The organism is Microbispora hainanensis, from assembly GCF_036186745.1.
In the GTDB taxonomy this organism is placed as follows: Bacteria; Actinomycetota; Actinomycetes; order Streptosporangiales; family Streptosporangiaceae; genus Microbispora.
This window is the reverse complement of sequence record NZ_CP108086.1, coordinates 2,914,815-2,935,803: the sequence shown is the minus strand read 5'-3', so window position 1 is coordinate 2,935,803 and position 20,989 is coordinate 2,914,815. Positions and strand designations below refer to the sequence as shown.

Below are 20,989 nucleotides of genomic sequence, written 5' to 3'. Positions count from 1 at the left end.
ATACTGGGCGGTTTCTGTCCGGTATCCGCCCTAGTGTTCCCGGGACGAACAACCCGGGAACCAGGGAGATCACCATGGACTTCGTGTCGATCCGCATCATCACCGACGACGTCGCGCGCCTCGCGGGCTTCTACGAGCGGGCCACGGGCGTGCGGGCACGCTGGGCGAGCGCGGAATTCGCCGAGATCAAGACCGCCTCCGCGACCCTCGCGATCGGCAGCACCCGCACCGTCCCGCTCTTCGCACCCGGCGCCGCCCGGCCGTCCGCCGACCACAGCGTGATCGTCGAGTTCCTCGTCGACGACGTGGACGGCGTGCACCGGAGCCTGACCGGCCACGTCGAGGAGTTCGTCCAGGAGCCCACCACGATGCCGTGGGGCAACCGGTCGCTCCTGCTCCGCGACCCCGACGGCAACCTGGTCAACTTCTTCACCCCCGTCACCCCGGAGGCAATCGCGAGGTTCACCCGCTGACGGCTCCCGCCGACGCGGGAACGACCACGGAGGTGGCGTCCTCGCGCAGGGTGAGTTCGAGCACCGGCGCGATCGTCCCGCCGAAGGCGGCCCGCGCCGCGCCGGGCCCGGCCGTCCACGGATCCGGCCCTCCGATGGAGCGGTAGTTGAGAAAGCTCACGACCTTCAGGTCGGGCAGGACCAGCCAGGCGTACGCCTGGTCGGGCTCTTCCGCCGGATTGGCCAGCACGAGCCCCGAGCCGTTCAGCGGCGTGTACGGCCCGGCGAGGGTGGGCGCGACGAAGCCGTAGAGCCCGGTGGGGGCGCTTCCCCTCGGGTGGAACGACTGCCGCTGCGTGCAGAAGAACAGGTAGTACGACGACCCGTGCACCACGATGTGGGGCCGTTCGATCTCGTGGTTGACTCCGTCGGCCACGAGGAGGGGCGGCCGCAGCGACCAGCCGCCCGGCGTCGCCGCGGCGAGGGCCACCGCGCCTATGAAGGCGTGGCCCGCGCCGGGTGACGCCGCGACGGACGCGGCGACGAGCAGATATTCGCGTCCGTCGGCGGGGTCGCGGAACCAGCCGGGATCGCGGAACGCCTTGATGCGCCCGGGTCCGCCCTCGATGTCGTCGGCCGGCAGGTAGGTCACGCCGTCCGAACGGAGGACCTCCCGGTGCTCGGCGGCCGGGTCGAGCAGGATCCGGCCGCCGTCGGTCACCAGCCGGGCGCGGGCCTCCACGACGGTCTGGGTGAACGTCGGGCGGGCCTCACCTCGGCGGCCGGCGGCCGTGTAGAACACCGACACCGTGCCGTCCGGTCTGCGGACCGTCGATCCCGACCATTCGCGGCTGCCCGGCGAGGCGCCGTCGGCGAAGACGTGGCCGAGGTCGGTCCAGCCGCCGGCGTCCCTGCCGAGCAGCCGGAGACGGGCGTGGTCGTGACGCTCCTCGGGGTGGCCGAGGGCGGGCGCGGCGAGCGCGATCCACAACTCGCGGCCCCCGACCACGGTCGTCGAGCCGTCCTCCTCCTGGATCGGCCACAGATCCCAGACGTCGTCGTGGGGCAGCACGCGCGGCGGCGCGGGAAGGCCGATGACCGGCGCCGTCGTCGCCGGGCCGCCGACCGGCGCGGCGAGGTGCCGCCGCGTCCAGCGCGCGGGCTCGCCCCGCACCGGTTCCGCGACGCCGTTCACGCGATTCCCCCGTCACGTCGCCGTCCCCGGTCACGTCGCCGTCCCCCGGCGAGCACCTCGTGTGCGCAGGACCGGGCCTCCGGTCCGGGCGTGCCGTCTCGCCGCCCCCGTGGAGCCATCAGAAGAACCTCCGAATCCATCGCGCGGGGCGTCTCCCCGCACGTCTCAGAAAGCGTCACCACGACGCGGGCGCCTCGGACCGCGCCGCGCGTGCGAGCTCCACGGCTCCGGCCACCCCCGAACGATCGCCGAGGGCGGGGCCGGTGACGTACTCGTCCATCGCCGCAGGACCGGCGGGCACCGGCGGCCCCGGATAACCGGCGGTGAGGGTGAGCAGCCGCGCCCGCACGGCGGGCAGCAGCGCGGGGTGCTTGGCGACGCCCCCGCCGACGACGATCCGCTCGGGCGACAGCGCGTAGGTCAGGTTCACGAGCGCGAGGGCGATGTATCCGGCCTCGAGCTCCCAGGCCGACGGGTCGTCCAGGTGCTCGGCACGACGCCCCCACCGGCGGCGCATCGCCTCGCCCGACGCAAGCCCTTCGAGGCAGTCGCCGTGGAAGGGGCAGCTCCCCGCGAACGGGTCCCTGCCCGTGTCGTGCGGGATGCGGATGTGCCCGAACTCCGGATGCAGGAGCCCGTGCACGAGCCCGCCGTTCACCACCGCCCCCACACCGATGCCGGTGCCCACGGTCATGTACGCGATCGTGCCGAGCCCCGCGCCCGCTCCACGGCGCCATTCCCCCAGCGCGGCGGCGTTGACGTCCGTGTCCAGACGGACGGGTACGCCCAGCTCGGCGCGGAAGGGGGAGACGACGTCGACGTCCGCCCAGCCCGGCTTGGGCGTGGCCAGGATGCGGCCGTACGTCGGCGAGCCCGGCCGCACGTCCACCGGGCCGAAGGTGCCGATGCCGAGCGCGGCGATGGGCGGATGGCCGCCGAAGAACCGCAGCGCGGCGCCGATGGTCGTCTCCGGCGTGGTCGTGGGGATCACCTCGGTCGCGAGGACCTCTCCCCCGGCGTCGGCGACCGCGCACACCCACTTCGTCCCGCCCGCCTCGATTCCCCCGGAGAACGGGGCAGTTCCGTCCACTCGCGTCATCCCTTCAGAGAGCCTTGCAGCAGAGCCGTGACGAACCGGCGCTGGAAGATCAGGAAGATCACGAGTGTAGGAGCCAGGATCAGCAGCGAACCCGCGCAGAGCAGCGGCATGTTGGTGCCCCACTGCCCCTGGAAGGCGCCCAGGGCCCCGGACATCGTCCGCTTCAACGGGTCGTCGACGAGGACGATCGCCAGGAGGAACTGGTTCCAGGTCCACAGGAACAACAGGATGGCCAGGGACGACAGCGCCGGCATGGCCAGCGGCACGTGGATGCGCCAGAAGAGCTGCCACACGTTCGCGCCGTCCATGCGGGCGCTCTCCGACAGCTCGTCGGGCATGTTGACGAAGTGCGCCCGCATCCAGAAGACCGCGAACGGCATGAACAGCCCGATGAGCGGCAGGATGATCGCCCATCTGGTGTTCAGCAGCCCCATGTCGCGCACCTGGTAGTACAGCGGCGTGATGATGCCCTCGAACGGCAGCGTCAGCCCGAGCACGAACAGCAGGAACACCAGGTTGCGTCCCGCCATCCGCAGGTGACCGATGGCGAACCCCGCCAGCGTCCCGAGCAGCAGCGAGAGGGGCACCACGCCGAGCACGATGAGCGTGCTCGACTTCACCAGCTCGATCATCCGGGCGGCCTTGAACGCCTCGACGAAGTTGCCCCACTGCGGATCGCTCGGCCACTCCAGGCCCGAGGGGTAGCTGCCGGACGGGTGCAGCGCGGTGACGAACAGGCTCACGAACGGCATGAGCGTGACCGCCATCAGCACGACGAGCAGCAGCCTTCCGGTCCACGTCTCCCGACGCCCGACGATCATGAGGACCTGTCCTTGGTGAGCCACTGGATGGGAAGGGCGACGAGGATGACGAGCACCATGAGCACGACGGCCAGCGCGGACGCCATGCCCACCTGCCGCTCGGTGAAGGCCAGATAGTAGATCTCCAGCCCCGGGACCATGGTCGCGTTCCCCGGGCCGCCCTGGGTGGAGACGTACACGATGTCGAAGCTCGCCAGCGCGGCGATCACGGTCACCGTGACGCAGACGCCGATCTCCTGCCGCAGGCTGGGCACGGTGATCGAGAAGAACTCCCGCAGCGGCCCCGCCCCGTCCATCCGGGCCGCCTCGTAGAGCGCCGGGTCGATCTTGCTCATCCCGGACAGCAGGAGGATCGTGCACAGGCCGAGCAGCACCCACGCCCCGATCACGCCGACCGCGGGCAGGGCGGTGGAGAAGTCGCCCAGCCACGCGCGTGCCACCCCGCCGAGCCCGACCAGCCTGAGCAGCTGGTTGACCAGTCCGGTCGACGACATCAGCCAGCTCCAGGCGATGCCGGCGGCGACGAGCGGGATGACCTGCGGCAGGAACAGGACCGTCCGCGCCACCAGCGCGAGCCGGCTCGTGGCGATCCGGCGGATCGTCGAGGCGATCGCGAGGCTCAGCACCACCGGGATCACGCTGAAGAACACGATCAGCTTGATCGCGTTGAGGATGGAGGCGAACAGGTCGGGGTCGGTGAAGACCTTGGCGTAGTTGCCCAGCCCGGCCCAGGCGGACGGGCCGATGCCGTCCCAGCGATACATCGAATACTGGACGGTGAGGGCGATCGGCCGTAGCACGAAGACCGCGTAGACGATGAGCGCCGGAGCCACGAACAGCCAGGCCACCCACCCCGGCGTGCGGAGCCCCGCCGCGCGGGCGGAGCTCCGCTTCCTCCGCTCGCCCGCGCCCTCGGCGGACTCGTTCGAGCGGAGAGTCGGCCGTGTCATCGGTGCTCAGCTCCCCCCGACCTGGCTCGTGTAGTCGCTCTGCACCGACTTCAGCAGCGCTTCGGGGGTCTGCTGCCCTGCGACCAGCTTCTGCAGCTGGGGCGTCCAGCTCTTGGCGTAGATCGCGCCGGTGGCGTTGGCGATGAAGTCCATCGCGCCGTTGTCCTCGGCGATCTTCGCGCCCGCCGCCAGCGTGCTCGCCGTGACCGTGTCGTCGGCCACCTCGGGCATGGGGGCGTCCGCCGGGCCCATGGGGTGCGACCCGCCGACCTTCACGCCGATCTCACGGGCCTTCGGGTCGGTCGCCACCCAGTTGAGGAAGAACGCCGCGCAGTCGGCGTTCTTCGCCCTGGAGCTGATCCCGTAGGTGAGGGGCGCCGACATCGCGGCCTGCTTGCCGCCCTGCTGCGCCGGCGGCATCAGGAAGAAGCCCACGTCGCCCGGCATCTGCTTGTCGAGGTTGCCCGACTCCCAGTCGCCGTTGAACATGAACAGGCCGTCGCCCTTGATGAAGCGGCTCATCATCGTCGCGTAGTCGACGGCGTTGACGTCCTTCCAGAAGTAGCCACCCTTGATCCACTTCTCCAGGTGCCGCGTCGCGTCCAGGTTCGACGGGGTGTCGATCGTGGCGCCCTGCTTCTGGTAGATCCAGTCGTTGATCGGCCCCGGGGGACCGTACGCGGCCATGAGGTCCTGAAGGGGGAAGGCGAGACCGCCGGTGGCCCCTCCGTTGAACTGGGCGATCGGGGTGATGCCCGCGCTCTTGGCCTTCGCCAGCGCGTCGTCCAGCTCGTCCAGGGTGGCCGGCGGGGACGACATGCCGATCTTGGCGGCGAGCTTCTTGTTGTAGAACACGCCGGTCATGCTGAAGTTCAGCCCCATGGCGTACAGCGACCCCTCGCCGCGCGTCTTCCCGCCGGGAGCCAGGCGCATCTGCTCCAGCTGGGAGGCGGGCCAGGAGTCCCAGCCGAACGCCTTGGCGTAGCCGTCGAGGTTCTTCAGCAGGTTGTTCTTGACCAGCTCCGACACCTGGGGAAGCCGCATCAGGTCCGGCGGGTCGTCGGCGAGGACGCGCGGCGCGTTCTGCGTGATCACCGCGAACTGGTCTTCGCGGATGTTCCACTTCACGTTCGGATACTGCTTGGAGAACTCGGTGCTGAGCTCCTTCGGCAGGGGGAAGCCGGTCTCGATATAGGCGTTGAGCGTTACCGGTGCCGTGCCACAGGTCGGCGCGGCCGACAGGGACGCGCTGGTGGCCTCCGGCTGAGGGGCGTCGCCGCCGGGCGCCCCGCAGCCCGCCGCCAGCGTCCCTCCCATCACGACCGCGAGCGCGGCCCCGTTCCAGCGAATTCGACGCGACATCTGCGTCTCCTTGATTGCTCGGGGACTCGCCGGCACACGCCGGACGCCCCAGGACTCAGGTTTGCTAAATCGGATTAGCAGTGCGATAGTCTCATCACACGTGTCGCGGGGTGTCAACCCCCACATTGCAGGAGGTCACCCGGTGAGCCCACGACGGGTCACGCTGGCGGACGTCGCAAAGACCGCCGGCGTCTCGCCGACCACCGCGTCGCTCGTGCTGTCCGGACGGGGCCGGGAGCTGCGCATCTCCCAGGACGTCGAGCAGCGTGTCCTCAAGGCCGCCGCCGAGTTGCAGTATCGGCCGAACATCGTATCCGTAGGCCTGCGAACTGGGACAACTCGGACTATTGGCTTCATTTCCGACACGGTTGCCACGACGCGGCTCGCCGGCGACATGATCAAGGGAGCCTTGGAAGCCGCCCGGGAGCGCGGCTTCATGCTGTTCATCGGCGAAACGGAGGGCGACGCCGAGCTCGAACGGCTCCTGCTGCAGGCCATGCACGACCGTCAGGTGGACGGGATCATCCTGGCCTCGATGTACACGAGGACCATCAAGGTGCCGAAGGCCATGGCGGCCGCCCCCGCCGTCCTGCTCAACGCGCTCCCCAAGCAGCCGTCGCCGTTGCCCTCGGTCATCCCCGACGAGATCGAGGCCGGACGCGTCGCCGCGCGGGCCCTGCTCGACGCCGGTCATCGCGAGGGCATCCACCTGATCGGCGCCGGTCCCGCACGGCGCAACGTCCCGGCGGGTGGCAGCGTCGCGGCGGTCGAACGGCTCATCGGCATCCGCGAGGTGCTCGCCGAGGCGGGGGTCAAGCCGGCGGGCGGCCACGTCTGCCCCGACTGGCAGCCGGAATACGGCCTCGCCCTGACCCGGGCACTGTTGGAGAAGGAGCGCCCGCAGGCGTTGATCTGCTTCAACGACCGGCTCGCCCTCGGCGCCTACCAGGCACTCGACGACTTCGGGCTCAAGGTGCCCGGCGACGTGTCCGTCGTGTCCTTCGACGACCACCCGATCGCCTCGTGGATGCGCCCCCAGCTGACGACGGTGGCCCTCCCCCACTACGAGCTCGGCCGCAAGGCCGTCGACGTGCTGTTCACGGAGATCGGCCGCGACCGTGAGGACGACGGCGGGCAGGGCGAGGTGCATCGCGTGCCGATGCCCATCCGCGTCCGGGAGTCGATCGCGTCGCGGGGCGCCTGAACGGCACTCGGGCGTCCGAGCGCTCCGGCCACATGAGCGGCGCTCAGGCCCCGAGCTGCCCGGCGACCGGCGGGGCCGGTTCGGCGGCCGACGTCGCGGTCGTCCCGGCCGAGAGCGGCCGGCCCGGCGACCGGCGGCGAAAAAGGGCGGGCTCTCCGCCGCAAACACAATGCCGCGGACGATGAAATTTTCATCGCGGCGTCACCGGCGGCCTTCGCTTTCTCCCTGGTGAAAACTCACGACACGGACGCCCGCCCGCGAGAGATTCCCGGCGGCCCGACAAGTGCCTTGACATGCCGTGCGACTTCATATTTGCTCCGCTTCACCACCACTTGCAGTCGCCCGGCAGGAAGGAGTACTCGCCCATCCGTCTCTGTTATCGCTAACACGAATTGTCCTGACGCCAGCCGATCGGATCGTCGAATCCCGGCATGATCCGCCTTTATCTGGCACCCGCCAGGCCATAAGCCGCATTCCTTCAGAAGGCGGCAGCAGGATATTCGCGATAACGGAAACCAGAGTTCGCCATGCCTTTCCGCAACGGAGAAGGGCGAACGCGCGCGCTGCCGACGACCGGTCGCCGCGCTCCTCCGGGGTCGACTGACGGTGGGCTCACGCAGCGTTCGAATCCGTTCCGCAAGACCGCTCGCCGGGGCTCACCGGCAAACCCGATTGCTTCCCCATCGACGTACGTCGGCTTTCGAACGATAAAGGGAGTTGCGTGAAGTTGAGACAGAGATCCATCTTCACCGCTGTCGCGGCCGCCGCGCTTCTCGTCCTGGCCTCGGGACGCATGGCGCTGAGCGACAGCCTCGGTGCGGCCACGCCGTCCTCGGCGAGCGCCGCCGTCGCTGCGGCGACCTCCGGCTGCGGGAAGACCCCGACGCTGAGAAGCGGTTCGCAGACGATCACGACCAGCGGCAAGAGCCGCAGTTGGATCCTGCGGATTCCCGACAACTACGACAACAACCACCCCTACCGGCTGATCTTCGCGTACCACTGGCTGAACGGCACGGCGCAGATCGTCGACTCGGGCGGATCGGACGGATCCGTCTGGGCCTACTACGGGCTCAAGCAGCTCTCGAACAACAGCACGATCTTCATCGCACCCCAGGGCATCAACAACGGCTGGGCCAACAGCAACAACGAAGACCTGACGTTCACCGACGACGTGCTGCGGCTCGTCGAGAACGACCTCTGCGTCGACACGACGCAGCGCTTCGCCATGGGGTGGAGCTACGGCGGCTCGATGAGCTTCGCGGTCGCGTGCGCCCGGCCGACGGTCTTCCGCGCGGTCGCGGTCTACTCCGGCGCGCAGCTCAGCGGGTGCAACGGCGGCACCCAGCCGGTCGCGTACATGGGCATCCACGGCACCCACGACTCGGTCCTCAACATCTCCCTGGGCCGGCAGCTGCGCGACAGGTTCGTCTCGAACAACGGCTGCACCCCCACGAACCCCCGGGAGCCCTCGCAGGGCAGCCTGACGCACATCATCACCAACTACTCGGGATGCCGGGCCGGCTATCCGGTCGTATGGGCGGCGTTCGACGGCGACCACACGCCCTCCCCCAACGACGGGTCCACCTCCACGAGCGGCGCCAGGACCTGGACGTCGGCTGAGGTGTGGAAGTTCTTCACCCAGTTCCAGTCCGGGACGACGTCTCCGTCGCCGTCCCCCTCGGCTTCGCCCTCCTCGTCCCCGTCCGCGTCTCCGTCGGCGTCTCCGTCGGCGTCCCCGTCGGCTTCTCCGTCCGCGTCGCCCAGCGGCGGTTCGGGCGCCTGCCGGGTCAGCGCGACCGTCAACGCCTGGAACGAGGGCCTGACCGAGCAGATCGCCATCACCAACACCGGCTCCTCCACCGTCAACGGCTGGTCGCTGACCTTCACCCTGCCCAGCGGGCAGACCATCACCAACGGATGGAACGCCACCTACTCGCCCAGCAGCGGACAGGTCACGGCGCGGAACATGAGCTACAACGGCACGATCGCGCCCGGCTCCACCACTGAGATCGGCTTCCAGGCCACCCACACCGGCAACGCCGGCAAGCCCACGGCGTTCGCCCTCAACGGAAACCCCTGCACCATCGTCTGATCGCGAGGATCACCGGGGGTGGCGCCCGATCGGGCCCACCCCCGGGCCTGCGGGGTCGCCTACCCCGCACGCCAGACGGCGGCGTGGGAGACGGCGAAGGGGCTCTCCTTCTTCGAGGTCACCGAGCCCGCCGCGTAGACCTGGCCCGTGCCGGGGCGCAGGGCCAGAGCGCTTACCCGGGCCACATAGCCCGCCGGCGCGGGGATGCGGTGGCGGGTCCAGCGCCCCTCGGACAGATGCCACAGCAGGTCGCCGCGGCCGACCACCCACAGGCCGCCCCTGCCGTCGGGCTCCGCCTGGCCGAACGTCGTTATCCTCCCGGCGGAACGCTCCCGGCTCGACCCCGGCGGGCCCCAGTGGCAGGTCCACGACCTCCCGTTCCAGTGCAGGGCCACCGGGCGTCCCCGTTCCAGCGGCTCGTTCTCGTCGTCGTACTCGTGCTCCATCAGCCACGTGACCCCGCCCACGGCCCACACGTCGTCGGGACCGATCACGCCGACGTCCCGGAGCGCGCTGCCCGCCACGTCGTGGTCCGGCGTCTCCAGGACGGGCACCCCGATCAGGCGCCAGGCTCCCTGCTCCCAGCGCATCGCCGCCGGCCGCCTGCCGTACGCGCCGGTCACGGCCCAGACCTGGTCGTCGTACGCGCTGAGCGCCCCTGCCTCGACGGGCAGGGGATAGCGCTGCCATTCCCGCCCCGTCCACAGCAGCCCCACCCGCCCGTTCACGGTCCACATGCGGTCCGCTCCGACCGGCTGGGTGGCGGTGTAACCCCACCCGATCGCGTCGGCCGCGGGCTTGGCCAGTGTCTCCGAGCGCCACCGGCCCCCCTCGTAGGTGCCGACGAACCCCGTCGTGTCCCCTCCCTTCCGGTCATTGGAGTTGCCGAACACCCAGGCCTGGCCGGCCGAGGTGGCGGCGAGCGCGACGACCGGCTGCGGGCCGCGATCGGGAAGGGGAGGGATCTCGAACGTCCGCCATGCCTCGCCGTCCCAGCGGCGCACCCCGTCGTCCCTGATTTCCAGGGCGCTTCCGCGCTGCTTCTCCGTACGGAAGGTGGCCCAGAGCGTGCCGTCGGCGGCGACGGCGAGCAGGTCGACGGCCCCGCGCGCACGGTCGATCCAGAGCGTGCGCCATGCCGTCGGGACGTCGGACGCCCGCAGGTCGTCGCGGTCCTCCGGCGGCAGCGCGCACCTCGCCGGCCGGGCCGGCAACGGCCGAAGCCCCGCACCACCGGCCGGGCGCGGCGAGATCATCGCCATCGGCTTCGCACCGGCGGCGCCGCCCGGTGAGGACGTACGCCCGCCGGGGGCGGATGCGTGGTCGGCGGGGGTCGAACCCGGATTCGTCGCGCAACCGGCGACGACCACCATCAGCACGGCCAATGCCCGGCTCGCCGTTCTCACCCCGGGAGTCTCGCACGCCGGAGCATCACCCCGGCACATCCGGTTCAGCCGGGTGGGATACGCGCCGCGATCTGCTCGCGGGCGTGCGCGCACTCCGCGAACCTGTGCGGGCAGTCGAGGGCGTGCTCGATCAGGTCTTTGGCCGCCCGTGCCTGCTCGATGCGCTGCTCCAGCGCGGCGGCGTGGCGGCGCAACAGGTCGCGGTGGTCCATCGGGTCGGGGGCGGACAGCACGGCGCTCAGGTCGCGCAACCCGAGCCCGGCCTCCTTGCCCATCAGGATCAGCGCCACGCGCACCAGCGCGTCCTGTCCGTAGCGGCGCCGACCACCCGCCCGCCGCGCGGGTTCGATCAGCCCCATGCTCTCCCAGTGGCGCAGCACGTGCGTGGCCAGACCGAACCGGTCCGCCAGCTCGCCGATGGTCAGCTCGTCGCTTGACTTCATGTGCACATTAACCGGCACCGTTGGCCGCATGCTCAAGCATGCAATCGCCGGCCCCGCCCAGGCCGTGGCCGGGGCCTCCACGCTCGGCGCGAAGGTGCTGGTGCCGGTGCACGACGCCCACGGGCACGATCCGCTCTCCGCGCTGTTCCGCACCACGGGCACCGCCTCGGACGCGATCGCCCTGGCCGGGCCCGCGCCGGCCGTAGTCGACCTGCCCATGGGCGAGCGCTGGGAGGCGGCGCCATGAGCGTGTTCCTGCACGGAACGGTCGCCGAGATCGAGCAGATCACCGCGCGCATGCGCCGCATCCGGATCACCGGCCCCGGCCTGCGCGACCTGCCCTGGACGCCGGGGACGCACATCCGTCTGCGGGTCGGCGACCTCCGCTCGCCCCGCTCGTGGCTGCGCGGGTTGCTCCGCACCTACTCGATCTGGGACTACTCCGCCGCCGGCCGCCTCGACCTGTGCATACTCGACCACCCGTCCGCCGGGCCCGGAGCGCAGTGGTCGCGGCGGGTACGCGTCGGCGACCCGGTGGCCCTCACCTCGCCGGACGGCCGGCTCGTCCTCCGCGAGGACGCGGGCTATCACCTGTTCGCCGGCGACGAGACCGCGACCGTGGCCTTCGGAGCCATGCTGCGGGCGCTGCCGCCGTCCGCGATCGTGCACGGCGCGATCTCGGTCGAGGGCCCCGGCGACCATCTCCCGCTGAACCATGCGGATCGCCTGACATGGAGCTGCCGCCCGGCCGATCGCGTCGACCCCGCTCATCTGGTCGACCCTGGCCATCTCGTCGACCCTACCCATCTGGTCGACCCTGCCCATCTGGTCGACATGGTCCGCTCCCTGGAGCTTCCCGACGCGCCGGGCGTCGCGTACCTCGCCGGAGAGGCCCGCAGTTGCCAGGCCGTACGGCTCCATCTCATCCGCGAACGCGGCTGGCCGCGCAGGGCCGTCGTCGTGAAACCGTTCTGGACCCCCGGACGGCGCGGCATGGACTGACCGCTGCTGCGCGTACGAGCCGGGGGCCGGAGGTCACCGCGGCCGGTGGCCCCTCCTCTTACGCCCGGCCGGCGCGCCCCGGCGGCCGGAGGAGCCGTTCTGCGCGGGCTTCTGGGCCTGCCGCCGTGCCGGTTTCTCCGCGGGAGCGGCGGCGGGGGCGCGGCCCCGCGAGCTGTTCACCGTACGGCCGCGGACGATGCCGATGAAGTCCTCCACCAGGTCGGTGGTCGCGTCCGCGGGCCAGGTCAGCGCGACCTGCGACTGCGGCGCGTCGAGCACGGGCCGATAGGTGAGATCCCTGCGGTGATGGAGGCGGGCCAGCGACTGCGGGACCACGAGCAGACCGGTGCCGGACGCGACCAGCTTGACCGCGTCGGCCGTCGTGTCCGGACGGGTGAACGCGGGCTGCCCGGGCCGGACCGCCCACTCGATGGTGTCGTCCAGCGGATGGAACACCTCGTCGTCGGCGAGGTCGGCGATGGTCACCTCGTCGGCGGCGGCCACCGCGTGGTCCTTGGGCACCACGACCACCGTGGTCTCCACATAGAGAGGAATGACACTGAGCCCGTCGCGGTCGATCGGCAGCCGGGCGAACGCGGCGTCGGCGCCGCCGTCACGCAGGAGCCCCACCACCTCGGCGGCGGGAACCGCGACCAGGGTGACCGGCACGTCGGGGATCCTCTCGGCCCAGATCTTGACCCATTTCGCGGGCGTCACCCCGGGCACGTACGCCAGCCGGAACACCCTGCCGGTCTCTCCATCAGTCACTTCCTCAGGCTACCGATGGCATGGGAACCCGCTCCGACTGACTACGCTTGACGTTTATGAGCTCGTCCAAGCCGAAGACCATCCAGACGATGAAGCCCGCCACGGCGGCCAAGAAGCTGGGTGTGCTCCTCTCGGCCACTCCCGCCGAGTTCCAGGAGGGTGTCGTCTCCCGCGACGAGCTGAACGAGCTGCAGGCCAAGCCGCCCGCCTGGCTCGTCGACCTGCGCCGCAACGGCCCGCACCCCAAGCAGGTCATCGCCTCGAAGCTGAGGATCTCCATCTCCGGCCTGATCCGCGGGGGCATCACCGGCCCGCTCACCACGGCCGAGATCGAGGCGCTGAAAGAGGAGAACCCGCCGTGGCTGGAGCGCGAGCGGGCCATCCAGGCCGAGGTCCGCAAGGAAGCGCTCCGCCTCAAGCAGCGCTAGACATTCACGCGTCCGCCGTCGTGACGGTGCCGGTGGTGCCGTCAACGGTGATCACGGTGTCGTCGCGGAGCCTGCTCGTCGCGTCCGGAACGCCGAGGACGGCGGGGATGCCGTGCTCGCGAGCGACGATCGCGGCGTGGGAGAGCACGCCTCCGGTCTCGGTGACCACGCCCCCGGCGATGCGGAGCAGCGGCGTCCACGCGGGGTCGGTGAAGGGGCAGACGAGGATGTCGCCCGGACGCACGCGCGCGAAGTCGCCGTAACCACGCACGATCCTCGCGGCGCCGGTCACGGTCCCGTGGCTGCCCGGCACTCCGGTGAGCGTGGCCTCGCCCGGGGCGCCGTACGGAAGGATCGGAGGAGGGGGCGCGGCGGTGATCGGCCGGGCCTGCAGGATCCACGTGCGGCCATCCTCGATCGCCCACTCGACGTCCTGAGGTCCGCCGAGTGCGTCGGAAACCCGTTTCCCCAGCTCGGCGAGCCGCCTGGCGGTCGTGTCGTCGATGACCGGACGGGTCCGGGCGGCGGCGGGCACGTCGCGGACGACGAGCCGCGTGCCGCGCCGATCGAGGCGCCGGTCGAGGCGCCGGTCGAGGCGCTGCCGCTTGTCCGCGACGGTGCGGGTGACCGACCCGTCCCCGGCGACGCGGTAGGCGTCAGGGGTGACCCTGCCCTCGACGATGCTGGGGCCGAGCCCCCACGACGCCTCGATCCGGGTCGCCTCGCCCGGGTGCGCCGGTGTGAACATGACCCCGGATATCTCGGCGTCCACGTGGCGTTGGACGATGACGGCCATCAGGAGATCACCGGAAGGCTCATGGCCCGAGGCGGCCCGATAGGCGATGGCCCGTGGGGAGAACAGCGAGGCCCAGCAGGCGCGTACGGCCCTGGCGACCTCGTCGGCACCGTGCACGGCCAGGAAGCTGTCGTGCTGACCCGCCGCCGACGCCTGAGCGGTGTCCTCCTTCGCCGCCGACGATCTCACCGCCACGGGCGGATCGCCGAGCCGGCCGAGTGCGCGTGCCAGTGCGTCGATCAAGGGCGCCGGCCCTGCCTCGATCACCCGCCGTGCCGCGTCGTCCGGTTCGCCGGTCAACCGTCCAAGGTCCAGATCGCGGACCGCGTCGAGATAGGCGGCGAACGGAACGACGAAGCCGTCGGGCACCGGCAGACCCGCGCGGAGCAACGCGCCGAGCGCGCCGGCCTTGCTCCCGCAGGTGCCGGTGACACTCCTCCGGAGAGGTACGAGCACGGCGCCACCCTTCAACGGATTGTTGACAACAATCTGTTGATTGTGCAGGATGTGCCGCATGCATCGCAAGGACGACATCGGCGCGCATGCCGACAACGTCCAGGCTCAGCGTGAGCGGGACGCGCGGGAACGCCTGCTAAGCCTGGGCGCGGACGAGCTCGACGCCCGCCCGTGGCGCCCCGCACCCGTCCCGCCGTCGGCGGTCGACCTGGTGCAGTTCGCCGTCTGGCGCAACGCCGACCTGGCACCGGACGACATCCTGAGCGCGCTCGCCCTCCTGCCGGCCGCACGCGCCGAGGTCGAAGCACTCGAGTCCGCCCTGCTGTTCATCGCCCGTGGTGCCGGTCTGACCTGGGCGCAGATGGCGCAGGTGATGGGGTTCAACTCCCCTCAGGCGTGCCAGCAGCACTACACCCGCCTCACCGCACGACAGGACTCCGGCTCGTGACGCGCGACTCCCCGCCCGAACTCCTGGTCCTGCACGCCGTACGCGTCACCGGGTTCGCGGACACCCCGGTGATCGCCCGCCGGTACGGACTCGACGCGGCCACGACGACGGAGGTGCTGCACGACGCCGAGGCACGTGGCTGGGTCGAGCACACCGCCTTCGCGGGCACCGGAGGCTGGTCGCTGACCGAAGCGGGCCGGGCCGAAAACGAGCGGCAACTCGCGGCCGAGCTCACCCGGGTCGGCGGCACCGAGGAGGTCCGAGACGTCTACCGCACGTTCCTGCCGCTCAACGCTCTGCTGCTGCAGGCCTGCACCGACTGGCAACTGCGGCCCACCGCCGGCGATCGGCTCGCCGTCAACGACCACTCCGATCCGGCCTGGGACGCCGGAGTGCTTCACGAGCTCGCCTGCGTCGACCGGGCGCTGACACCGCTCGTCGACCGGCTCGGGCGCGTCCTCACACGGTTCCGCGGATATGACACCCGGTTCACCGCGGCCCTGACGCTCGCCCGAGCCGGGGACGGGGCCTGGGTCGACCAGACCGACGTGGACTCCTGCCATCGTGTCTGGTTCGAGCTCCACGAAGACCTCATCGCCACGCTCGGCCTCAAGCGGCACGAACACCCCTGACCCCGTCTCGTCCTGGATCACTAGGGCACCCTCTTTCTTGCGGGCAGTGGCAAGCTGCTCGTGAAGGGGACTCGGCGGGAGCCGGGGTGACGGCCTGTGTTGATCGCCCGTGAAGGGCCACTGTGATGCCGCCGCCCCCGGCTTCCCCGAGGCTGTAGACCGGCAACAGGGAGTAGCGCCGCAGAGCGCCGGTTAGTGATCGCCCGGTAGCCAGCCTCCTCGCCGGGTCGTCGCTGCCAGGCAAAGGAGTTCAGGTGTCGCTTGCGCTGCCCCCGGCGCGGTGGTTCGTCGGGATCGACTGGGCCATGGAAAGTCACGCGGTGTGCGTGATGGACGACAGCGGGAAGATCACCGCTGAATTCGTCATCGCGCACAGCACCAATGGCATCGCCTCGCTGATCGGCCGGCTGGCCAAGCTCGGTGATCCGGCCGCTGTCCCGATCGCGATCGAACGTCCCAACGGCAGGCTGGTCGACCTGCTGCTGGAGGCCGGATACCCCGTCGTCCCGGTCAAACCGAACGCGATCAAGACCTGGCGCGACGGTGAGGTGCTGTCGGGCGCCAAGTCCGATGCCGGCGACGCCGCGGTGATCGCCGAATACCTGCGCCTGCGCCTTCACAAGCTCCAGGTCGCCGCCCCCTTCAGCGACCAGACAAAGGCGGTACGCACCCTGGTGCGCACGCGCGATGACCTGGTTGAGGCCCGGGTGGCGGCCACTAACCAGCTCGCCGCGCTGCTGGATGCCTCCTGGCCGGGCGCCAAGGCCGTCTTCGCCGACCTGGCCTCGCCGATCGCGCTGGACTTCCTCACCCGTTACCCGACCCCCGCCTCGGCCGCGCACCTGGGCGAAAAGCGCATGGCCGCGTTCTTGGTCAAGCACGGCTACAGCGGCCGCCGCTCTCCCGCCGAGCTGCTGGCCCGGCTGCGTCACGCCCCGGCCGGGATCGCGGCCGAGGCGCTCACCGAAGCGTTGCGGGACGCGGTCATCGCCCTGGTCGGCGTGCTCAAAGCCCTGATTGGGGCGATCAAGGATCTGGATCGCTCGATCGCCGCCCACCTCGGGGAGCATCCGGACGGAGCGATCTTCACGTCGCTGCCAAGGTCGGGTCAGATCAACGCCGCCCAGATGCTCGCCGAGTGGGGCGACTGCCGAGCAGCCTACGCCGGACCCGACTCCGTCGCGGCCCTGGCCGGCTGCACACCGGTCACCAAACAGTCCGGCAAGCACCGCGCCGTGCACTTCCGATGGGCCTGCAACAAGCGCTTGCGCCGCGCCATCACGACCTTCGCCGACAACAGCCGCCGCGCCAGCCCCTGGGCCGCCTCCATCTACGAACGCGCCCGCGCCGAAGGCAAAGACCACCCGCACGCCGTCCGCATCCTGGCCCGCGCCTGGATCCGGGTGATCTGGCGATGCTGGAACGACGGCATCGCCTACGACCCCGCCAAACACGGCGCTGCAGCAGCCCTCCTCACCCCGAACACGGCGGGAGGTTGACACAGGGAGGATCACAGGTGCCGGCCGAGCAGGTTCCAGTGCCCGCAGAACCAGACGAGGGCGAGCAGTCCCGACAGCACGACGCCCTGTGCCCCCCGGACCAGCAGGCCCGCGTGCCGCCAGCCCTGCACGGTGATCGCGGTCGCGACGACGGTGAGCGAGAGAGCCCCGGGGGGCGTGTTTGTGCGCGTTGGTCCCTCCTGGACGAGGCGATAGGCGCCCCTGGCCGTTTCCGGTGGTCACGCGTCAAGGTGCTCGCCGAGGTCGGACTCGGCCACTCCAATACCGAGATCGCCACCCGCCTGCACATGAGCGAGGTCAAAGCCACATCTCTCACCTGTTCGACAAGCTCGCCGTCACCAACCGCGTACAGGTGGCCATCGCCGCCTACCGCGCCGGCCTGGTCGACTGACGAAACGGGGAGCGCGGACTACATCGTGATGACGTGCTCGGGCTCGGCGACGGGAAATCTCACCCCGGTGAGGTCTTCGGAGACGGCCCACAGCCGCCGCTGCACGGCCATCTCGTACGACTCCGGGCTGGAGGTGACCAGCCGGGGGTGGCCCATGATCTCCATGCGCCCGCCGGGACCGTAATACTGGCCGCCGAGCACCGCCGGGTCGGTGGCGGCACGCAGGGTCGGCAGCGCGCCCATGGCCGGCGTCTGGGTGATCAGCGGCGCGAGCCAGGTGATCGGAAGCCGGAAGGCCGCGGGGGTGTTGCGGGCGAGCTCGGTGCTGGACACGCCGGGGTGCGCGGCCACCGCGATGGTGGTGCCGTGCGCGGCGAGCCGGCGCTGCAGCTCGTACGTGAACATCAGGTTGGCCAGCTTCGACTGGCCATAGGCGGCGACCCGGCCGTACGACCGCTCCCACTGCAGGTCGTCGAAGTGGATCGCGGCCCGCACGCGGTGGCCGATGCTGCTGACCGTGACCACGCGCGAACCGGGCACCGGCAGCATCAGGTCCAGCAGCAGCCCGGTGAGCGCGAAGTGGCCGAGGTGGTTGGTGCCGAACTGCATCTCGAAGCCGTCCCGGGTGGTCTGCTTCGGGGTGTACATCACGCCGGCGTTGTTGATCAGCAGGTCGAGCCGGTCGAACCGCGACCGCAGCGCCGCCGCCGCGGCGCGGACGGAGTCGAGCGAGGTCAGGTCGAGCGCCTGCACGCTCACGTCGCCGGTCATGCGGGCCGCGGCCCGCTCACCCTTCCCGACGTCGCGTACGGCGAGCACCACGGCCGCCCCGCGCTCGGCGAGCGCCTTGGCCGTCTCGAACCCCAGCCCGGTGTTGGCCCCGGTCACCACGGCCACCCGTCCGCGCTGGTCGGGGATGTTGGCTGTCGTCCACTTCTCGCCCATGCGAGGCTCCCTAGGTAACGTACCGAAGGTATCTTGTGCATGACGCTAAGGTACCCTCGGTACGTTGTCAACGTACCAGGGGTACTTAAATTAGACTGGCGGGCGTGGGATTCCAGCGGGCGCGAACCGAAGAGCAGCGGGAGATCCGCCGGCGGGCGATCCTCGACACCGCGTCGGCGATGCTCGACGAGATGCCCGTGGCCGCGGTCACCCTGAACGAGCTCAGCCGTCGGGTCGGCCTGGCCAAGCCGAACGTGCTGCGCTACTTCGAGTCGCGCGAGGCGGTGCTGCTGGAACTGCTCGACCGCTTTCTGCAGGAGTGGCTGGCCGACCTGGCGACCGAGCTGGCCGCCGACGTCGACGCGAACCAGCCCATGGCCGAGCGGGCGGAAGCTGTGGCCGAGATCCTCAGCCGCTCACTCTCCGGCCGGGCGGTGCTGTGCGACCTCTTCGGCGCGCAGGGCAGTGTGCTGGAACACAACGTCTCCGTCGAGGTCGTGGCCCGCTACAAGCGCGCCTCCCTGGAACGCCTGACGACCATGGCCGCCCTGCTCCGCAAGCACCTGCCGGAGCTGGGCGAGAACGCGACCCTGCTCAGCCTGCAGACCATGGTCTTGGCCGGCGCGCTGTCGGCGTACAGCACACCCCCGCCCAGCCTGCAGGCGGCCTATCAGGCCGAACCCGACCTGGCCCGCTTCCACTTCGATTTGAAGGACTCCTTGAAGCTCGCCCTGACCGCCACCCTCCTGGGCGTGCTCCCCCGCCCCTGACCCGCTGTGCCCCTGCCCAGCACTCGCCCGGGCGCTCGTCGTCGGCATAGACCGTGCGCCGCACCCCAGCCTCGTCGCGGTTAGCGCGGGTTGGATCGGAACTCGGCCCAAAGGTCGACCGCCTGCTGCGAGTCGAGAGCGGCGACGTCCTCGCGGGACATACCGACGGTGTAGATGAGGCGGTCCGCGAGCCAATCCGGCACGGGCTTCCTGGGAGGCGGTTGCTCGACGCGAATATGCTCGGCCGGCGCCCCCAGGCGATCGATGATCTGGCCTGGGAGCACTACCTCCGGACGCCCTGTGCCGGCGGCACGGACCCTGGCTGTGGCCTCGGCGTAGACCTCACCATCGGCTCTCTCGCCCACAGCCCATATTGCGCAGATCTCGATCGACTTGTCGTCCGTGATGCGATAGACGACCCGCCATGTGTTACGCCCGACCACGAGCTTGCGAAAGCCGGTCGACTCCCCGCCCAGCGGGTAGCCTGCCTCCGGATTCTCCAGCAGCAGAAGAATCTGTTTCAGCACCTTCGTCGCGGCATCAGGGCCGATCCGCCGCAGGTCATCGACCGCCGGTGCCGTGAAGACGACGTCGGACACGGGCTACTCGTCGTCCGGCAACGCGGCCAGCGACTCTCGCGTGTGCCCGAAAGCGGAGAGCACGTCATCGAGCGGAACGCGCTCTCCGGTGTCGGTCACCGAGCGTGCGAGCACGAGCGCCAGATCCCTGAGATCGGCGGCGGCCTCCTCCAGCTCTTGCAGGCGACGAATACCGACGACGGCCGCCACCGGCTGACGCCGACGGGTCACCACCAGATCCGTCCCACGCTCAGCATCGGCGACCAGACGGGCCACCCCACGCTGGGCCGCTTCTGTGACGCTCAACTCGGCAGCTTCGTGCAGCACGGTCATGCAACTACTGTGCAGAAATCTATAGAGAACAAGCAGTGCCGCCCTTCCGGGAAAGCCCTCGCCCGGCGACCAGCGTCGACCTGTCTCTTCTCACGCCGCACCCCACTGCGAAGCACTCGACGCACGCCATAGGTACCCAACCTGGCCTTCGAGACCGCCATCACTCAGACTGGTGTTGATCACCTTCCAGCTCAAGCGCTCGCTTCTCCCAGTCCGAGAGCACTTTCATCTGCCCGGGGGAGATGGCGTCTTTCTCTTCCCTATCGGCCGAGCGGATGGTTTCGACGGCCAGGAGAACACCCCGGTGGAGTTCGATGGCCTCATCTTCCAGATCCGTCAGCATCTTGGGGACCCATATGTTCCGCCAACGTCCCTTCTCCAAATAGGCACAGAACAGCTTTCCGAGCTCTTCTTCGCGAGTGCCCCGGGGCTCGCCCTTCGTTTCCGTCGCGGCACCGTTCAGGTAGTTCAGGATGGCGGCGTGGGTTTCCGCGGCTGCTTCCGCCGCCCTCTCCGATGCCTCCCTGGCGGCCGCGGCGGCAGAGCGCGCCTCCTCGACGGCCCGCAGCGTTTCCTCAGTGAGTTTCGCCTGCCTGGCGAACCGCGACCGAAGCCGCGCCCACACTGTGGCGGCGGACCCTCCCCCACTCTCCGTGTACGTCGCCATACGATCCCTCGCCTTGATCGATGTGGCACATCACCCCAAAACGTACGAAAAGGGAGGATGGACAGCCAGGCACGATTACCTGGCGATCTGGAGACCGAGCCATGACGAAGAAGGAAATTTCGGCAACTCTGCCGCCTTCAGGAGTACGCTTCCGGCTTCGCCGACAGTCCGGCCGTGGTGGTATCACTTCGCTTCGAGCGACAATTTTTACCCCTGGGAATGGAGAGCCGT

23 protein-coding genes are annotated in these 20,989 nt (G+C 70.3%); 10 read left to right on the top strand and 13 right to left on the bottom strand.

Translation table 11 applies throughout. The annotated features are described in order from the left end of the window. Positions 1-74: 74 nt before the first annotated feature. Positions 75-473, top strand: coding sequence for a VOC family protein (locus tag OHB01_RS13785; RefSeq protein WP_142648004.1), 399 nt, complete (start codon positions 75-77; stop codon positions 471-473). On the opposite strand, the gene OHB01_RS13780 is transcribed toward OHB01_RS13785, so the two are convergent. From OHB01_RS13780 to OHB01_RS13760, 5 genes are all read right to left on the bottom strand, one after another. Beyond that, the gene (locus OHB01_RS13780; RefSeq protein WP_328855465.1) at positions 463-1,647 is read right to left on the bottom strand and encodes a glycoside hydrolase family 68 protein; all 1,185 of its coding nucleotides are present in this window, start codon (positions 1,645-1,647) and stop codon (positions 463-465) included. The genes OHB01_RS13785 and OHB01_RS13780 overlap by 11 nt on opposite strands. A 175-nt stretch (positions 1,648-1,822) precedes the next feature. Beyond that, positions 1,823-2,737 (bottom strand): ROK family protein, encoded by a 915-nt coding sequence (locus OHB01_RS13775; protein ID WP_328855464.1) that lies wholly within the window; start codon positions 2,735-2,737, stop codon positions 1,823-1,825. Between the two features lie 5 nt (positions 2,738-2,742). Then, positions 2,743-3,567, bottom strand: a complete 825-nt coding sequence (locus OHB01_RS13770; protein ID WP_142648001.1) for a carbohydrate ABC transporter permease — start codon at positions 3,565-3,567, stop codon at positions 2,743-2,745. Then, a complete protein-coding gene (locus OHB01_RS13765; RefSeq protein WP_142648000.1) occupies positions 3,564-4,517 on the bottom strand; it encodes a carbohydrate ABC transporter permease in 954 nt (317 codons plus the stop codon). The genes OHB01_RS13770 and OHB01_RS13765 overlap by 4 nt, the downstream gene beginning before the upstream one ends. A gap of 6 nt (positions 4,518-4,523) precedes the next feature. Continuing rightward, positions 4,524-5,879: an ABC transporter substrate-binding protein gene (locus OHB01_RS13760; RefSeq protein ID WP_328708532.1), complete on the bottom strand. Its 1,356-nt coding sequence runs from the start codon at positions 5,877-5,879 to the stop codon at positions 4,524-4,526. Positions 5,880-6,021: 142 nt separating this feature from the next. Between OHB01_RS13760 and OHB01_RS13755 the strand changes: the two genes are divergently transcribed. Together OHB01_RS13755 and OHB01_RS13750 are read left to right on the top strand one after the other, a co-directional pair. Then, the gene (locus OHB01_RS13755; RefSeq protein WP_147942630.1) at positions 6,022-7,083 is read left to right on the top strand and encodes a LacI family DNA-binding transcriptional regulator; all 1,062 of its coding nucleotides are present in this window, start codon (positions 6,022-6,024) and stop codon (positions 7,081-7,083) included. Positions 7,084-7,810: 727 nt separating this feature from the next. Further along, positions 7,811-9,175: a cellulose binding domain-containing protein gene (locus tag OHB01_RS13750; RefSeq protein ID WP_240971452.1), complete on the top strand. Its 1,365-nt coding sequence runs from the start codon at positions 7,811-7,813 to the stop codon at positions 9,173-9,175. A gap of 59 nt (positions 9,176-9,234) precedes the next feature. On the opposite strand, the gene OHB01_RS13745 is transcribed toward OHB01_RS13750, so the two are convergent. Together OHB01_RS13745 and OHB01_RS13740 are read right to left on the bottom strand one after the other, a co-directional pair. Then, a complete protein-coding gene (locus OHB01_RS13745; RefSeq protein ID WP_328855463.1) occupies positions 9,235-10,581 on the bottom strand; it encodes a hypothetical protein in 1,347 nt (448 codons plus the stop codon). Positions 10,582-10,625: 44 nt separating this feature from the next. Further along, positions 10,626-11,024, bottom strand: a complete 399-nt coding sequence (locus tag OHB01_RS13740; RefSeq protein ID WP_142647996.1) for a MerR family transcriptional regulator — start codon at positions 11,022-11,024, stop codon at positions 10,626-10,628. Between the two features lie 28 nt (positions 11,025-11,052). Between OHB01_RS13740 and OHB01_RS13735 the strand changes: the two genes are divergently transcribed. Next, complete coding sequence (locus tag OHB01_RS13735) at positions 11,053-11,271, top strand: hypothetical protein (RefSeq protein ID WP_328855462.1); 219 nt, start codon at positions 11,053-11,055, stop codon at positions 11,269-11,271. Then, complete coding sequence (locus OHB01_RS13730; protein ID WP_328855461.1) at positions 11,268-12,026, top strand: siderophore-interacting protein; 759 nt, start codon at positions 11,268-11,270, stop codon at positions 12,024-12,026. The genes OHB01_RS13735 and OHB01_RS13730 overlap by 4 nt, the downstream gene beginning before the upstream one ends. Before the next feature lie 33 nt (positions 12,027-12,059). Here OHB01_RS13730 and OHB01_RS13725 read toward each other — a convergent pair whose 3' ends face one another. Continuing rightward, the gene (locus tag OHB01_RS13725; RefSeq protein ID WP_261985681.1) at positions 12,060-12,794 is read right to left on the bottom strand and encodes a LysR family substrate-binding domain-containing protein; all 735 of its coding nucleotides are present in this window, start codon (positions 12,792-12,794) and stop codon (positions 12,060-12,062) included. 56 nt (positions 12,795-12,850) lie between these two features. Here OHB01_RS13725 and OHB01_RS13720 point away from each other — a divergent pair, with 56 nt between their 5' ends. Further along, positions 12,851-13,222 carry a DUF5997 family protein gene (locus OHB01_RS13720; protein ID WP_142647993.1) on the top strand — a complete coding sequence of 124 codons (372 nt, stop codon included), beginning with the start codon at positions 12,851-12,853 and terminating at the stop codon, positions 13,220-13,222. Between the two features lie 4 nt (positions 13,223-13,226). Here the strand turns inward: OHB01_RS13720 and OHB01_RS13715 are convergent, their stop codons facing one another. Continuing rightward, on the bottom strand, positions 13,227-14,474 hold the full coding sequence (locus OHB01_RS13715; protein WP_328855460.1) for a PEP/pyruvate-binding domain-containing protein: 1,248 nt from the start codon (positions 14,472-14,474) through the stop codon (positions 13,227-13,229). A gap of 58 nt (positions 14,475-14,532) precedes the next feature. Between OHB01_RS13715 and OHB01_RS13710 the strand changes: the two genes are divergently transcribed. The 3 genes from OHB01_RS13710 (at position 14,533) to OHB01_RS13700 (ending at position 17,053) form a co-directional block, all read left to right on the top strand. Next, positions 14,533-14,922, top strand: coding sequence for a DNA-binding protein (locus tag OHB01_RS13710; RefSeq protein ID WP_142647991.1), 390 nt, complete (start codon positions 14,533-14,535; stop codon positions 14,920-14,922). Beyond that, positions 14,919-15,554: a transcriptional regulator gene (locus tag OHB01_RS13705; protein WP_328855459.1), complete on the top strand. Its 636-nt coding sequence runs from the start codon at positions 14,919-14,921 to the stop codon at positions 15,552-15,554. Before OHB01_RS13710 ends, OHB01_RS13705 begins: the two co-directional genes overlap by 4 nt. A 254-nt stretch (positions 15,555-15,808) precedes the next feature. Next, positions 15,809-17,053: an IS110 family transposase gene (locus OHB01_RS13700; RefSeq protein ID WP_328854139.1), complete on the top strand. Its 1,245-nt coding sequence runs from the start codon at positions 15,809-15,811 to the stop codon at positions 17,051-17,053. Positions 17,054-17,483: 430 nt separating this feature from the next. Here the strand turns inward: OHB01_RS13700 and OHB01_RS13695 are convergent, their stop codons facing one another. After that, positions 17,484-18,410 carry an SDR family NAD(P)-dependent oxidoreductase gene (locus OHB01_RS13695; protein ID WP_142647989.1) on the bottom strand — a complete coding sequence of 309 codons (927 nt, stop codon included), beginning with the start codon at positions 18,408-18,410 and terminating at the stop codon, positions 17,484-17,486. Between the two features lie 104 nt (positions 18,411-18,514). On the opposite strand from OHB01_RS13695, the gene OHB01_RS13690 reads away from it, so the two are divergent. Continuing rightward, positions 18,515-19,180 (top strand): TetR/AcrR family transcriptional regulator, encoded by a 666-nt coding sequence (locus OHB01_RS13690; RefSeq protein ID WP_142647988.1) that lies wholly within the window; start codon positions 18,515-18,517, stop codon positions 19,178-19,180. Between the two features lie 80 nt (positions 19,181-19,260). Here OHB01_RS13690 and OHB01_RS13685 read toward each other — a convergent pair whose 3' ends face one another. The 3 genes from OHB01_RS13685 to OHB01_RS13675 form a co-directional block, all read right to left on the bottom strand. Beyond that, positions 19,261-19,779, bottom strand: coding sequence for a type II toxin-antitoxin system RelE family toxin (locus tag OHB01_RS13685; RefSeq protein ID WP_142647987.1), 519 nt, complete (start codon positions 19,777-19,779; stop codon positions 19,261-19,263). A 3-nt stretch (positions 19,780-19,782) separates the two neighbouring features. Next, positions 19,783-20,091: a type II toxin-antitoxin system prevent-host-death family antitoxin gene (locus OHB01_RS13680; RefSeq protein WP_142647986.1), complete on the bottom strand. Its 309-nt coding sequence runs from the start codon at positions 20,089-20,091 to the stop codon at positions 19,783-19,785. A 160-nt stretch (positions 20,092-20,251) separates the two neighbouring features. Further along, entirely contained in the window at positions 20,252-20,758 is a 507-nt protein-coding gene (locus tag OHB01_RS13675) for a hypothetical protein (RefSeq protein WP_142647985.1), read from the bottom strand. Positions 20,759-20,989: the final 231 nt, after the last annotated feature.